This is a genomic window from Gordonia aichiensis (assembly GCF_039946255.1).
Lineage (GTDB): Bacteria > Actinomycetota > Actinomycetes > Mycobacteriales > Mycobacteriaceae > Gordonia > Gordonia aichiensis_A.
In genome coordinates this window covers 74,002-88,375 of sequence record NZ_JBCDWL010000002.1, presented here as the reverse complement: position 1 = coordinate 88,375, position 14,374 = coordinate 74,002, and the positions used below count along the sequence as shown (strand labels likewise).

Genomic DNA, 14,374 nt, shown 5'->3' with positions numbered 1-14,374 from the left:
GCCGCCGACGCAGCACTCCCCGACCCGCCGCTTCGACGGCCCCGATGTGTCCGATGCCCGCCGTACCATGAAGCCATGACCAGTTCCCTGCCGCTGATTCTGCGCGAAGAACCGTTCTTCGAGGCCACCGAGGTCTCGCTGTCGGGCGAGCAGCCCGTCGTGACGATGGACTTCCCCGAGGTCCGCCTCGACGATCTGCCGGAGATCTTCGACGAGAGCTTCCATGTGCTGGCGCAGGCGGGCCCGGTGGGTCCTGGGTTCGCGATCTATGTCGGCGACATCGACGACGAGTTCGACCTGACGATCGGATTCCCGGTGGCCGCACCGGTCCAGATCGACGGCGTCGACAACCGGATGTTCCCGACCGGGCGGGCCGTGGTGATCTCGCACCTGGGCGGCTTCGACGGCCTCGGCTCGGCATGGGAACACCTGATGGGAACGTACTTCGCGCAGGGCGGCTCACATCCGCGGGCCGCGATCGAGATCTACGTGACCGACCCCAGCGTCGTCGCCCACGACGACCTGCGGACCGATCTGCTGGTGCTGCAATGACGCCCGGCCTGCCGACGGTGGACCCGGCCCGCGGCCTGCGTCCCGCGATCCGCGCGTATGCGACGATCCTGCGCACCCCGCCCGGGCGCTGGCTGTCGATCCACGTGGCGCCGCGAGTGGACCCGTCGCTGCTCAGGATCAGCGGCGGGCGGCTGTCGAGCGGCATGGTCCTGCCGACCGCACTGCTCACGACGATCGGCGCCAAGAGCGGTGCCGAGCGGGTGAATCCGGTCCTGTACTTCCACGACGGCGACGACGTGATCATCATCGCCTCGAGCTACGGCCGCGACCGACACCCGGCGTGGTTCCACAACCTGCGCGCGCACCCGCAGGTGAAGATCAGCAAGACCGGCGACGGACCGTGGCGTGCCGCGAGCATCGTCTCCGACGACGTCGAGCAGACCCGACTGTGGGCGCTCGCCGACGCCGTCTACCCGCTCTTCGCCGACTACCGAGAGCGCGCCGCCGCGGTGAACCGCACGATCCCGATCGTGCGGATCCATGCCTGAGCCCGTCGGCACCGTAGCTCGATCGTGGGACGATCGAGCAGATCTTCGTCGTCCGGCACACCGAGTACACCGCCACATCGACACCGGGAGCGCCTCTGAACTGTGCTAATATAGGCAGCGCCCAGGGCAGTAGCCCTCGGGAAGTGACCCGGCAGCCTTCCGGACGGTTGGTGAGCCGGGTTTCGCGTATCCTCTCCCCGGGTCAGATCAGCGTAACGCCCTCGACGAGCGGTTCGACCCGTGCCCGCCACGCTCCGCCCTTTCCATAGCACCAGGCCACCGCGTCAGAGACCCACAGCATCGGCTCCTCGTGTGCGCGAGGGTGCTCATACCGCAGTTCTGGAACCCCATGAGCGCGAACCGACTGGAACAACGCCGCACGGTCGGCCTGCACCAACGATTCATCACGCTCGATGACCAACCGAGTGCCGCCGACTGCGGCGAGATCTCTCACCACAGCATCCAACGCCCGCCCCCTCGAGGACCGATCCGCTTTGCCCCCGGTCTGATAGATCCTGACCGTGACCGGAAGCGTGACCAACGACGAACAAATCAACCGTCGCCGCGAATCCGACTCACTCTTGAAATGCAATCGTCGCTGCCCCCGCATCCGCAAGTCAGTCAGTACGCGGCGAGCGGCAACCACGTCGTGGGGTCCAGCGACCGTGCAGGCAACCAGCAGGCCACGCGCCTTGCTCTCATCGACGAAACCGATCATCGCCTTGTATCCTCCTCCACCAGGCTGCGCCCACTTTATCGACCGGGTTTCCTGACACTCCGAGGTCTCTCACCTGCTGATTCCTCGCCGCGAGCCCTGCGACTTCACCGCGCCACGGCATACGTGCCCGTGATGCGCCGGCGCCGAATCCACCCTCCCGGTTAGCACCGGGGCTCACCGGCGAGGACGGGAGTCATCTCCGACCACGACGTCCCTGATGCGTGGAGGCAAGCAACGATCCGGCTGCCGGTCGCTGTCAAACCGATGCGGATCGGCGAAGCGACCGGCATCTCCACGGCGCACAGGATCGCCTGATGCGTCTGTCCGATGCCTGCGCCGACGCCGCTACTCGACGATGATCTTCCCCATCGCACCGCGGTCGCCGTCGACCATCCGGTGGTTCAGGAAGGTGTAGGTACCCGGCTCCGGGAAGGTCATCTCGACGAAGCCGCCCTCGGCGGGCAGCAGTCCCAGTGCCTGCGAGCCGCCGCGCAGCGGGTCGTCGCGTCGCAGCAGATAGGCGCCCTCCTTGTACACGGTGTCGAACTGGGTGCCGATCACGTGAAACGACAGCGGCTCGTTGGGGCCGGCGTCGAGGACCCAGATCCGGATCCGGTCCCCGGCCTTCGCGCGCAGCGGCCGGTGCACGTACTGGTTCGCGTAGCCGTTGAACATCACCAGGTCGGGGACGGCGCCGGCGGCGACCTTCGCGGCGTCGATCGGGCCGCCGGCGGCGCCCAGGTACCACTCGGACTGGGTCATCAGGTACTCGGCGTTCACCGGCGCCAGGTCGGGCGGATCGATGACGACGGCCCCGAACATCCCCGCGGCGAGGTGCACGGGCATCGGTGCGGTGGCGCAGTGATAGAGCCAGATCCCGGTGTGCTCGGCACGGAAACGATAGACGAGCCGTTCGCCGGGGTTGATGTCGCGCATGTTCGCATCGGGCGAGACCATGCCGGCGTGGAAGTCGATGGAGTGCGACATGGTGCCGTTGTTGACCAGGGTGATCTCGAAGGTGTCGCCCAGCCTGCCGTGCAGCGTCGGTCCCATGGTCCCGCCGTTGTAGGTCCAGCGAGTGGCGCGGACGCCGGGCGCGATCTCGCCGGGAGCCTCGGCGACCTCGAAGGTGTACCGGTGGACGGTGCCGTCGGGCACGGGCGCCAACCGCGGGTCGCGCGCGAGGAAGCCCGGTGCGGGCGGCTTCATCAGGTCGACGGCGGGCCTCTGCCCGGCAGCGCCCGGCATGGCGTGCGCCCCACCCCCGTCACCCGAGGCCCCGTCACCCGAGGCCCCGCCGCCCGAGTCTCCGCCGGTGGTCTTGATGTGGAAGACCATGCCCTGTTGCCGGTGGCCGATGATCGAGCACCAGCCCTCGATGGAACGGCCGACCACCGCGACCTCGATGCGGCCGGACTGTCCGGGCGCCAGCCGCCCGGTGCTCTGCCCGGTCGCGAGCACCAGGTCGTGCACCATCGTGTCCTTGTTGGTCACGTCGATCACCAGCCGGTTGCCCGCCGGGACGGTGATGGTCTCGGGGCTGAAACGCATGTGCAGCGCGTCCACCTGCACGGTGGTGGTCTGCCCGGTCGGGGCCGCGGTGCCTGCCGCGTCCTCCACCGCGGCGCCTCCGCCCCCGCCCAGTGCGACGCCCACCGAGACGACCAGCGCCAGCGCGGTGGCCGCGGCGATCGCCTGGAGGCCGAGTTGCGGGCGCGCCGGCGTCGTCGGCGGGGCGGGCACCGGTGCCTGTTCGGCGGCGCCCGCCTCCGGCGGCGAGGTCACCGCGTGCAGCGACCGTCGGACCTTCATCGCCGCGACGGCGCTGCGGATCATGATCGGCAGGAACAGGACATAGGCCAGCATCACCAGCGACGACAGCGTGACCTTGACCCAGCTGCCCACCGGCAGCAGCCACAGCACCAGTCCGCCGTTGATGACGAGCACCCGCCACAGCCACCACGTGTCCATCACCTTCTTGCCCGCCGCGGTGACCGGGCCACCGCCCATCATGGTCGGCAGCAGGTGACTCATCACGCCGAGCAGCAGCTGTCCGGCGAATCCGGCGAGGAACCACACCGTGAGCAGGGTGATGCGGGCGGCGTCGAAGGGACCGGTGACCAGGACGACGGCGTAGGCCATCAGGGAACCGAACAGCCACAGCAGGGCGGCGGTGATCGAGGCGGCGGAGTACGAGGACGGCGGTCGTCGGACGATGACCGGGACGAAGGGGACGGCGACGATCGACCAGCCGATCAGGTAGACGCCGACACCGACCGCGGCGATCACCGGGTGACTGCTGAGAGCACCGGCGCAGATGACGGCGATGCCGGTCGGCAGCACCGCCAGGGCCAGCGGGCGTCGTCGCTCGCTGACCTGGGTCTCGCCGAGCAGGCGCGGGAACATCACGATCAGGACGCCTGCGGCGGCCATGCCGAGGAAGCCGAGGATGTTGAGCGCCTGGTGGGTCACCAGGAAGCCCGCCTGCCGCGGATCGGCGAACCCGTAGGCCAGCGCGACGCCGAAGCCCGCCCCGAAGGGCAGCATGGCCGCCGAGGCGACGAAGAACCAGACGCTCATCGTGTGCGCGGCGCGACCGTCGCCGTCGGCCAGCCGATGACGTGTCGCCTCGCCGATCAGGCGGGCGAGGGCGACCGCGTGCCAGGCCAGAACCAGCCCGATGAGAACGGCGCCGACCAGCGTCACCGGCCACCAGACGCCCATCATGCCGACGATCGTGATGACCAGACCGAGGTTCACCGTGTAGATGCGGGCCAGCTGTCGGGTTCGGCGCTCGGGCGGCAGGTGATAGCCGAGGAAGCGCTCGGCGAGGGTCTGGGACCACAGCAGGATCGAGTTGGTGACCAGGCCGATGGTGAAGATGTGGACGATCAGCCATCGGGAGCTCGGAATGGCCCAGTGCGCGAGACCGACCAGGATCAGCACCGTCATCCAGACGCGCACGGGCATTCCCGCGCGACGATGCCAGCTCATCGGACGCCGCTCATTCGTGGTGGTCACGATTTCGATAATACGAATCCGCGATGCGGAAATACCGGTCGAGCGACGGGGATCACGGCGCTTCCACGTGATTCGCCGTGATCCGCGGGTGCACCGACCATGTTGGCAACCCGCGACAGACACCGCGGATCACGCGGAGCCACGCGGATGGGCGACTCGGGGCGGCGACGCGGGGCGGGCCGCGCCCGCCGCCGGAGAGAGCCCCCTGTCGGGATTGAACCGACGACCGCTCGCTTACAAGGCGAGTGCTCTACCACTGAGCTAAGGAGGCCTGCCGCGGAAGTATATAGCGTCGCCTGCCGCACCTGTAACACCCGGTGCGGGCGCGACGACTCTGATACCGGACACCGGCCGCACCGCGCGGTTCGGTACGCGCGGGCCACAATGTCAGGGGATCCCGGCGGGGATCGACACGGCGACCGGACGGCGAGGAGGCAGGGGTGCGACTGAAGGCATTGTTCCGGCGAGGCCTGGACAAGGTCGTCGGTGACGCGACCGCGACGATCGACACGATCGAACCGGGCAGCATCGTCGTCGCGCCGCGCAAACCGATCCCGCTCGACGACGAGGCCGCGATCACCGAGGTCCTCGACCTGGCCGCCCGGATCGGCGCGGTGCTGCTCGACTCCGGAACCGGCGCCATCGACACGCGCAGTCAGATCGAGTTCGTCGCCGGCATCTACGGCCTCGACGACGTCGACGTGGACGTCACCTTCAACACGATCCTGGTGAGCGCGCGACGCGGTCCGACCCTGCCTCCGGTGACCACCGTGCGGACCGTCCACTACCGATCGCTCGACTTCACGCGACTGGCGCACGTCGACCGACTGGTCCGACGGATCAGGCAGCTGGCGATCACTCCCGGCACCGCCCACCGCATCGTCGACGGGATCACCGGCGCCCCGCACCCGTACCCGTACTGGCTGGCGAACCTGTCGTGGGGCGTGATGGCGCTGGGCATCTCGCTCCTGCTCGGCGGCACCCCGCTGGTGGCCGCGACCGCCTTTCTGACGACGATCGTCATCGTCGGCTGCAATCGGCGGCTGGCACGGATCGGAACCCCGATCTTCTTCCAGCAGGTCCTCGGCGGCTTCATCGCGGTGCTCCCCGCGGCGGGGCTCTACCACTGGCGCGAGACGCTGCACGTGAGTTTCGCACCGTCACAGATCATCGCCGCCGGGATCGTCGTACTGCTGTCGGGACTGTCGCTGGTCGGCTCGGTCCAGGACGCCATCACCGGGGCGCCCATCACCGGGACGGCCCGCTTCTCCGAAGTGGTCCTGATGACCGGCGGCATCCTCGCCGGCGTCGGCCTGGCGATCCGGCTGGTCGAGACCCTGGGAGTGACGCTCCCGGCGTTGACGACGTCGTCGCCCTTCGGGCCTGCCGAACTCGCCTCGAGCGTGGTGGGCGGCGCCCTGACCTCGGGGGCCTTCGCCGCGGCCAGTTACGCCGAGCGACGCGCGATCTCGGTCGCGGTGGGTGCGGGCATGGTCGCCACCGGGGTGGTCGCCGGACTGTCGTTCACCGCTGCCGGGCCGATCGTCGCGAGCGCGTGCGCCGCGGTCCTGGTCGGCCTCGTCGGCGGTCTGGCCGCACGTCGGGCACTCGTCCCGCCGCTGGTCGTCGCGGTCGCGGGCATCACGCCGCTGCTGCCCGGTCTGACCATGTATCGCGGCCTGTTCGGGGTGATGAGCGAACAGACCCTCGCGGGATTCCGCGAACTGGCGACCGCGATCACCATCGGCGTGTCCATCGCGGCGGGCGTCACGCTCGGCGAGTTCATCGCCCGCACCCTCAAGCGTCCGAGCCTGCCCGCCTCGCTGATCCGCCCCCTCAAGGAACACCGTCCGAGCGGGCTTCAGCTGCCCAAACGCAAGCCCCGACCGTGATCGCTTGACCCTGACGCCACGTCAGGGGCCACGCTGTAACCATGACGGCGAACGAGGACCGGACCTGGACCGTCGGCCGGCTGGCCGACCTGACCGGCGTGACCGTGCGCACCCTGCACCATTACGACCGGATCGGGCTGCTGGCGCCGACCGAGCGGACGTCGGCGGGCTATCGCCTGTACACCGCGGCCGACGTGGAGCGGTTGCAGCGAATCGTCGTCTACCGGCGGCTGGAGATGTCCCTCGAGGAGATCGCCGACCTGTTGGACGGAGACGACGACCCCGTCGATCATCTCGCCCGACAGCGAGCCGCCGTCATGTCCCGGCTCGGCGAGTTGACCGAACTCGTCGCAGCCATCGATGCAGCAATGGAGAGAGAAATGAACCAACGCCCGGCCACCGACGCGGAGATGCGCGAGATCTTCGGCGACGGCTTCAGCGACGAGTACCAGAACGAGGCGCAGCAGCGATGGGGCGACACCGACGCCTGGAGGCAGTCGGCCGCCCGGACCACGAAGTACACCAAGGACGACTGGACGCGGATCAAGGCCGAGACCGATGCGATCAACGCGGCCTTCGTCGCCGCCATGCAGGCGGGCCTCGCGGCCGACAGCGATGCCGCGACGGACGCCGCCGAGCGAGCCCGCACCCAGATCGACCAGCGCTTCTACGACTGCAGCCACGACTTCCACTGCTGCCTCGCGCAGATGTACGTCAGCGATCCCCGCTTCACCGCGAGCTACGAGGAGATCGCCCCCGGATTGGCCCGGTACGTGCACGATGCGATCGTCGCGAACGCCGGTAAGCACGCCTGAGCGACTCGGGTAGAATTCGCACCATGGCAGCAAAGACGACCGACATCGCTGACGACGAGCTGGAGCCGGTAGCCGACGAGACCGCCCACAAGGCACGCCGCGTGGTGGCAGCGTACGCCACCGACGCCGATGAATGCCGCATGCTTCTGTCGATGCTCGGCATCGCTCCGGGCGAGCCCGCCTGATCGATGACTGCGCCCGGTGGGCACCCTGCGGCGGGTGCGGATTTCGTTGTCGTCGCAAATCGGCTTCCCGTCGATCGAAGTGTCCAGCCGGACGGGAGCGTCGTGTGGAAGCGGTCGCCCGGCGGACTCGTCACGGCGTTGACGCCGACGTTGGCGACTCGGTCGGGCGCGTGGGTCGGCTGGTCGGGCAGCGCGTCGACCGCTGACGACGCCGAGGAGCATCAGGCGCCGACGGTCGACGGGATCGAGATCCACGCGGTACCGCTCAGCGAGGACGAGATCGCCGAGTACTACGAGGGCTTCTCGAACGCCACCCTGTGGCCGCTCTACCACGACCTGCTGGTCAAGCCGGTGTTCCGCCACGACTGGTGGGACACCTACGTCCGCGTCAACCGACGCTTCGCCGAGGCGGCGTCGCGGGCGGCCGCCGACGGCGCGATGGTCTGGGTGCAGGACTACCAGCTGCAGCTGGTGCCCGCCATGCTCCGCGAGCTCCGCCCCGACCTGCGCATCGGCTTCTTCCTCCACATCCCCTTCCCGCCGCGCGAGCTGTTCACCCAGCTCCCGTGGCGCCGAGAGCTCGTCGCCGGTCTGCTCGGCGCCGACCTGATCGGCTTCCACCTGCCCGGCGGCGCCGAGAACTTCCTGTCGGTGGCACGCCGTGTGCTGGGGGTGGACGCCTCTCGCGAGCCGGTCGGGATCCGCACCGACTTCGGCACCGTCGCCTACGACGGCCGCACCGTGCAGGTGGGGTCGTTCCCGATCTCCATCGATTCGGCCGACGTCGCCGCCCAGGCGGCGGCCACCGCCGATCGAGCCGCGCGGATCCGCGCCGAGCTCGGCGATCCCGAAGTGATGCTGCTCGGCGTCGACCGCCTCGACTACACCAAGGGCATCGACGTGCGGCTCGCCGGTCTGGAACGACTGTTCGCCGACGGTCGCCTCGACCCGGCCAAGACGGTCCTGGTGCAGCTCGCCAGCCCCAGCCGGGAACGCGTCGACAGCTACATCGACATCCGGAATCGGATCGAGCAGACCGTCGGTCACATCAACGGCACCCACGGAACCGTCGACCACCCGCCGATCCGGTATCTCCTGCAGCCGGTGGCCCGCGACGAGCTGCTGGCCTACTTCCGGGCCGCGGACGTCATGCTGGTCACGCCCCTGCGCGACGGGATGAACCTGGTCGCCAAGGAGTACATCGCCTCCCGCGATGATCTGGGCGGCGCCCTGGTCCTCAGCGAGTTCACCGGCGCGGCAGCCGAACTCGTCGACGCCTACCAGCTCAACCCGTACGACGACCGCAACGTCGACGACGTCATCGAGGCCGCCGTCGTCGACCCGGCCGAGGTCCGCCGCAAGCGGATGGCGGCGCTGCACGAGCAGGTGATGTCCAACGACGTCGACCAGTGGGCGCACAGTTTCCTGCACACCCTGGCCGGCTCGCCCGCGGATGCACCGGTATGAGTGAAGCCGTCCTCGACACCGCACTGCGGACCGCGCTCGACGAGCTGGCGGCCAGCCCGCGGATCCTGGTCGCCTCCGACTACGACGGCTGCGTGTCGCCGATCGTCCCCCGGCCCGAAGACGCGGTGCCGAACCCGCGGTCGATGGCCGCCCTGGAACGTCTCGCCGTCGCCCGCGACACGACCGCCGCACTGGTCTCGGGCCGGGCACGAGCGGACCTGCAGGCGTTGTCGGGCGCGAGCCCCGCGATCACCCTGGTCGGCAGCCACGGCGCCGAGTTCGCCGACGGCTTCGAGACGGCGATCACCGAGGCCGAGGAGGCGCTCCTGGCCCGGATCGTCGCCGAGTTCACCTCGATCAGCGCCCGTTTCCCCGGCACGTCGGTGGAGCGCAAGCCGGCCAGCGTCACCCTGCACACGCGGATGGCGACGCACGAGAACGCCGTCGGCGCACTGGAACTCGCCGAAGCCGGCCCCGCCCGATGGGACGGCGTGCACGTGACGAACGGGAAGATGGTCATCGAGCTCGCCGTCATCGAGACGAGCAAGGGTCACGCCCTCGATCGGCTGCGGGCCGCGGCGGGCGCCGACGCCGTGTTCTACATCGGCGACGACGTCACCGATGAGAAGGCGTTCGCCCACCTGCGCGACGGCGACGTCGGCGTCAAGGTCGGTGCCGGCGCCACGGCCGCACAGTATCGCGTGGCCGACCCCGACGGGGTCGCGGCGGTGCTGGAACTGCTGGCTCAGCTGCGCGGGTAGGTCCCGCACACCACGCCGAGCGGATCGGCGTACACCGCCGACAGGGCGACGGCGATCGCCGCGGCGTCGGGCACCTGCACCCCGAAGGAGGTCGGCACGATCTCCAGCGGCTGCGGCAGCAGGGTCGTGGCGTCGAACGCCGCCTGCACCGGTTCCAGACCGTGCGCGTGCGCCGAGAAGGCGTCGCCGGCGACGACGATCTCATCGGGATTGAGCACATCGCGCATGGCGGCGACCGCTTCGCCGAGCACCCGGGCGCGGTCGTCGGCCACCACGCCCGCCGAGGCGGCCACGCCGAGCCGTGCGGCCGCCGCCTTGGTGGCCGCGGTTCCGATCACCGACTGCAGGCCGGCGACGGGCTGCTCGTCGAGCACGCCCGGCCGCACCGGCAGGCCGGCGATGGTGCCCGCCCCGTGCGCGGGCTGATGCACCTCGCCGTCGATGATCAGCGCCATGCCGACGGTTTCGCGGGCGTAGAAGAACAGGCTCGACCCGGTGCGCTCCATCGTCGAGGTCATCAGCAGTTCGGCGGCGGCCATCGCCTGAACGTGCTCGGACACCGAGACGCGCACGCCGAGCGCCTCGTGCAGGCGCTGCCCGAGCGGTTGTCGGTCCCAGTTCAGGATCGGGTGGTCGACCACGCCCGTGTGGTCGTCGACCACCCCGCCGAGCGCCGCGCCCGCCCACAGCACCTGCCGGCCGGAGAAGCGGCCGGCGAGTTCGGCCAGGAGCTCGCACAGTCGGTCGACGGCCGCGGAGGCGTCGGTCGCGGCGAGCTCCTTGGTGCGGATGGCGTGGCTGTACAGCGTGCGCCCGCCGATGTCGGCGATCACCAGGGCCGTGCGACGCGCACCGACGTGCATGCCCGCCACACAGAACCGGTCACGGTCGAGGGTGAGCGGAACCTTGGGTCGACCGACGCCGCTGTGGCCCAGCAGGTCGGGCCGCTCCGTGACCAGCCCGGCTTCGAGCAGGGCGTTGACCTGACGGTTGACCGTGGCCGCCGACAGTCCGGTGTCGGCGACGAGCTGGTCGCGGGTGGCCGGCGCAGCGACGCGCACCGCGCCCAGAACCGCTGCGGCCGGGCCGGTTCCGAATCGGAGAGGCGCGGCCACGACACCGCTGATGGTCATGCGTCGAACTTATCAGCCGCCGCCGACACCGATCGCGACGATGCTCGCGGCACTAAGGTGTGTGCCATGACTACTCCCAGCGATTCAGGCAGGACCGGTTCAGGCAGCGGCAAGGTCGCCGTCGTGACGGGCGCGAGTTCGGGTATCGGCGCCGCGACCGCACGCGCGCTGGCCCGCGACGGCTTCTCGGTGGTGCTCGGTGCCCGCCGCGTCGACCGCATCGAGGCGCTCGCCGAGGAGATCGGCGGCCGCGCCATGTACCTGGACGTCACCGACGCGGCCTCGGTGGAACGGTTCGTGGCGACGCTCGACCGCGCCGATGTGCTGGTCAACAACGCCGGCGGCGCGAAGGGTCTGGCGCCGGTGTCCGAGGCCAACCTCGAGGACTGGCGGTGGATGTGGGAGACGAACGTCGTCGGCACCCTGCGGATCACCAAGGCCCTGCTGCCGAAACTGGAGGAGTCCGGTGACGGGCTGATCATCACCATCACCTCCACCGCGGCGCTGGAGGCCTACGACAACGGGGCGGGCTACACGTCGGCCAAGCACGCCCAGGGCGTCCTGCATCGCACCCTCCGCCTCGAGTTGCTCGGCAAGCCGATCCGCCTCACCGAGATCTGCCCGGGCATGGTCGAGACCGAGTTCTCGCTCGTCCGCTTCGACGGCGACGCCGAACGCGCCGACTCCGTCTACCAGGGCCTGGAGCCGATGGTCGCCGACGACATCGCCGAGATCATCTCCTTCACCGCCTCGCGTCCGTCGCACGTGAACCTCGACCAGATCGTCGTGCGCCCGCGCGATCAGGCAACGGCCCGCCGGAACATCAAGACCGGGTAGTCGCCTCACCCGTCGAGCAGGTCGGCGTACTCCTCGACGAACTGCGGGGCGATCAGCGAACGCAGACTCAGCGCCAGTTGAGCGCGGGTGTAGCCGACGAAGTCGAGGGTGCGCTCGAAGTACCAGTGCTTGAGCGCCCAGGCGTGCGCCAGCAGGAGCAGGTTGTACGCCACCAGATCGGGGTGCGGGGCGACGATCCGTCCGTCCTCGATGCCGTCGGCGATCGCCTGGCGAAGCGGCTGCATGGTCGCCACCTCGAGCTCCTTGATGCGCCGACGCCCCTGCGCGTCGAGCGCATTGCTCTCCCGGTAGGTCAGCAATGCCGCGTGCCTGCGCGAGTCGATGACCCGGCAGTACGCCACGAATGCCGCCGCCACCCGACGGACCGGGTCGGTGCCGGCGGCGGCGATCGCCTCGGGGACCTGCACCTCGAACTGGTCGAGGACGTCGGTGATCACCGCGAGCAGGACGGCGTCCTTGCTGCCGAAGTACCGATAGATCAGCCCGACGCTGACGCCGGCCTCGGCGGCGAGCGCCTGCATCGACACGGCTTCGGATCCGGTCTTCTCCATGAGCCGCGCGGCCGCGTCGAGCAGCTGCCGCGAACGATGCGCCGCGCGCGCCTCCCGCGCGGCGACATCGGGATCGATGACCTCGGACATCAAGCACTCCTCACGTGCGATCCACCTCGTCGACGGTGGATGAACCCATATTCACCGATTCACTCGAAGCCCTTGACGGCAGGCCCGAATGAACCTATGTTCATCACTAATGAACTTTCGTTCATTCTTACTCGTCCCGGTTGCCGCACACAAGGATGGCTCTCATGAACTTCGCCGACTACCAGCACCTTCAGTTCGACCGCCGCGACAACGGCGTCCTGCTGATCACCCTCAACCGCCCCGAGGTGTACAACGCCACCAACGAGACGATGCACGCCGAACTGGCCCGCGTCTGGGGTGAGGTCTCGGCCGATCCGCAGACGCGCGTGGCCGTCGTGACCGGAGCGGGAAAGGCCTTCTCGGCGGGCGGCGACCTCGCCATGGTGGAGAAGATGGCCGGCGATCACGAACGGGTGGCCGCGATGCTCGACGAGATGAGCCGACTCGTCTACGGGATCATCGACTGCAACAAGCCGATCATCGCCGCGATCAACGGGGTCGCCGTCGGTGCGGGCACCGTCGTCGCCCTGCTCTCGGACATCTCGATCTGTGCGAGCGACGCCAAGCTCGGCGACGGTCACGTGAAGCTCGGCGTCGCCGCGGGCGATCACGCGGCGATCCTGTGGCCGCTGCTGGCGGGCATGGCCAAGGCCAAATACTACCTGCTGACCGGCGAGATGATCACCGGCGACGAAGCCGAACGCATCGGCCTGGTCACCAAGGCGCTCCCGCGCGACGAGGTCCTCGCCGAGGCGCTGCGGACCGCTGATGTCCTGGCCACCGGCTCGCAGAACGCCATCCGTTGGACCAAGAAGGCGCTCAACAACTGGCTGCGCAACGCCGGTCCGATCTTCGACCAGTCCGCCGCCTACGAGATGCTCTGCTTCATGGCCCCCGATGTGGTGGAGGGCTACACCGCACTCCGCGAGAAGCGCGCACCCGCATTCCCGTCCGCCGCCCCCACCGCCTGATCGCGCCGAACCACCGGAGAACCGCCATGAGCACCCCGAAATCACCCAGCCCAGACTCCCCCCGCACAGCCTCCGCCCGCCCAGCCTCCGCTGGCTCGGGCTCGCCCATCGCCGTCGTGACCGGCGCCGGCTCGGGCATCGGCCGCGCCATCGCGCTGGCCCTGGCCGCGCGCGGCGACACCGTCGTCGCCGCCGATCTGGACCTGGCGGCCGCGACCGCGACGGCCGAGGCCGCCCCCGGATCCATCCACCCGATGCCGGTCGACGTCGCCGACCGCGCCCGAGTCGACGCCCTGCGCGACCGGGTGCTCACCGACCTCGGCGCACCGACCGTGCTGGTGAACGCCGCCGGCTGGGATCGCACCGACCAGTTCCTCAACGCCACGCCCGAGTTCGCCGAGAAGGTGGTGGCCATCAACTACCTGGGTCCGGTCCACATGTGCAGCGCCTTCCTGCCGGGCATGGTCGAGGCCGGCCACGGCAAGGTCGTCAACGTCGCGAGCGACGCCGGGCGGGTGGGCAGCGCGGGCGAGACCATCTACGCCGGCGCCAAAGGCGGAGTGATCGCGCTGACCAAGTCGCTGGCCCGCGAGATGGCACGTCACGGCATCAACGTGAACTGCGTGTGCCCCGGCCCCACCGACACCCCGCTGTTCCAGGCCCAGGCCGACAAGCTCAAAGAAGCGCTCGTCCGCGCCATCCCGTTCCGCCGGCTCGCCCGGCCCGACGAGATCGCGGCCCCCGTCGTCTTTCTCGCCTCCGACGCCGCGTCGTTCATCACCGGCCAGGTGATCAGCGCCAGCGGCGGCCTGACCATGGCCGGCTGACCCCGCGCCGCACCCGAGGAGTCC

The 14,374-nt window shown here is 69.8% G+C and carries 14 protein-coding genes and 1 tRNA gene; 10 read left to right on the top strand and 5 right to left on the bottom strand.

Annotated features, from left to right (window positions below):
* Window positions 1–75: 75 nt before the first annotated feature.
* Entirely contained in the window at window positions 76–552 is a 477-nt protein-coding gene (locus AAFO60_RS03315) for a GyrI-like domain-containing protein (protein ID WP_347954744.1), read from the top strand.
* The gene (locus tag AAFO60_RS03310; RefSeq protein ID WP_347954743.1) at window positions 549–1,061 is read left to right on the top strand and encodes a nitroreductase/quinone reductase family protein; all 513 of its coding nucleotides are present in this window, start codon (window positions 549–551) and stop codon (window positions 1,059–1,061) included. The genes AAFO60_RS03315 and AAFO60_RS03310 overlap by 4 nt, the downstream gene beginning before the upstream one ends.
* 202 nt (window positions 1,062–1,263) lie before the next feature.
* Here the strand turns inward: AAFO60_RS03310 and AAFO60_RS03305 are convergent, their stop codons facing one another.
* The 3 genes from AAFO60_RS03305 to AAFO60_RS03295 form a co-directional block, all read right to left on the bottom strand.
* On the bottom strand, window positions 1,264–1,779 hold the full coding sequence (locus AAFO60_RS03305; RefSeq protein WP_347954742.1) for a hypothetical protein: 516 nt from the start codon (window positions 1,777–1,779) through the stop codon (window positions 1,264–1,266).
* Between the two features lie 345 nt (window positions 1,780–2,124).
* The gene (locus AAFO60_RS03300) at window positions 2,125–4,800 is read right to left on the bottom strand and encodes a multicopper oxidase domain-containing protein (protein WP_347954741.1); all 2,676 of its coding nucleotides are present in this window, start codon (window positions 4,798–4,800) and stop codon (window positions 2,125–2,127) included.
* Between the two features lie 199 nt (window positions 4,801–4,999).
* Window positions 5,000–5,071: transfer RNA gene (locus AAFO60_RS03295), tRNA-Thr, on the bottom strand.
* Window positions 5,072–5,246: 175 nt separating this feature from the next.
* On the opposite strand from AAFO60_RS03295, the gene AAFO60_RS03290 reads away from it, so the two are divergent.
* From AAFO60_RS03290 to otsB, 5 genes are read left to right on the top strand one after another with little or no spacing between them, the layout of a single operon-like run.
* Window positions 5,247–6,692: a threonine/serine ThrE exporter family protein gene (locus tag AAFO60_RS03290; protein WP_347955067.1), complete on the top strand. Its 1,446-nt coding sequence runs from the start codon at window positions 5,247–5,249 to the stop codon at window positions 6,690–6,692.
* 41 nt (window positions 6,693–6,733) lie between these two features.
* On the top strand, window positions 6,734–7,507 hold the full coding sequence (locus tag AAFO60_RS03285; protein ID WP_347954740.1) for a MerR family transcriptional regulator: 774 nt from the start codon (window positions 6,734–6,736) through the stop codon (window positions 7,505–7,507).
* A gap of 23 nt (window positions 7,508–7,530) precedes the next feature.
* A complete protein-coding gene (locus tag AAFO60_RS03280; protein ID WP_347954739.1) occupies window positions 7,531–7,692 on the top strand; it encodes a hypothetical protein in 162 nt (53 codons plus the stop codon).
* Window positions 7,693–7,695: 3 nt separating this feature from the next.
* Window positions 7,696–9,159 (top strand): alpha,alpha-trehalose-phosphate synthase (UDP-forming), encoded by a 1,464-nt coding sequence (locus AAFO60_RS03275; protein ID WP_347954738.1) that lies wholly within the window; start codon window positions 7,696–7,698, stop codon window positions 9,157–9,159.
* Window positions 9,156–9,920, top strand: coding sequence for a trehalose-phosphatase (gene otsB / locus AAFO60_RS03270; RefSeq protein WP_347954737.1), 765 nt, complete (start codon window positions 9,156–9,158; stop codon window positions 9,918–9,920). The genes AAFO60_RS03275 and otsB overlap by 4 nt, the downstream gene beginning before the upstream one ends.
* Here the strand turns inward: otsB and AAFO60_RS03265 are convergent.
* Window positions 9,905–11,053 carry an ROK family transcriptional regulator gene (locus AAFO60_RS03265; protein WP_347954736.1) on the bottom strand — a complete coding sequence of 383 codons (1,149 nt, stop codon included), beginning with the start codon at window positions 11,051–11,053 and terminating at the stop codon, window positions 9,905–9,907. The genes otsB and AAFO60_RS03265 overlap by 16 nt on opposite strands.
* A 66-nt stretch (window positions 11,054–11,119) precedes the next feature.
* Between AAFO60_RS03265 and AAFO60_RS03260 the strand changes: the two genes are divergently transcribed.
* Window positions 11,120–11,890 (top strand): SDR family oxidoreductase, encoded by a 771-nt coding sequence (locus AAFO60_RS03260; RefSeq protein ID WP_347954735.1) that lies wholly within the window; start codon window positions 11,120–11,122, stop codon window positions 11,888–11,890.
* 5 nt (window positions 11,891–11,895) lie between these two features.
* Here AAFO60_RS03260 and AAFO60_RS03255 read toward each other — a convergent pair whose 3' ends face one another.
* On the bottom strand, window positions 11,896–12,552 hold the full coding sequence (locus AAFO60_RS03255; protein WP_347954734.1) for a TetR/AcrR family transcriptional regulator: 657 nt from the start codon (window positions 12,550–12,552) through the stop codon (window positions 11,896–11,898).
* 164 nt (window positions 12,553–12,716) lie between these two features.
* Here AAFO60_RS03255 and AAFO60_RS03250 point away from each other — a divergent pair, with 164 nt between their 5' ends.
* A complete protein-coding gene (locus tag AAFO60_RS03250) occupies window positions 12,717–13,523 on the top strand; it encodes an enoyl-CoA hydratase/isomerase family protein (protein ID WP_347954733.1) in 807 nt (268 codons plus the stop codon).
* Window positions 13,524–13,630: 107 nt separating this feature from the next.
* Window positions 13,631–14,350 carry an SDR family NAD(P)-dependent oxidoreductase gene (locus AAFO60_RS03245; protein WP_347955066.1) on the top strand — a complete coding sequence of 240 codons (720 nt, stop codon included), beginning with the start codon at window positions 13,631–13,633 and terminating at the stop codon, window positions 14,348–14,350.
* Window positions 14,351–14,374 lie beyond the last annotated feature (24 nt).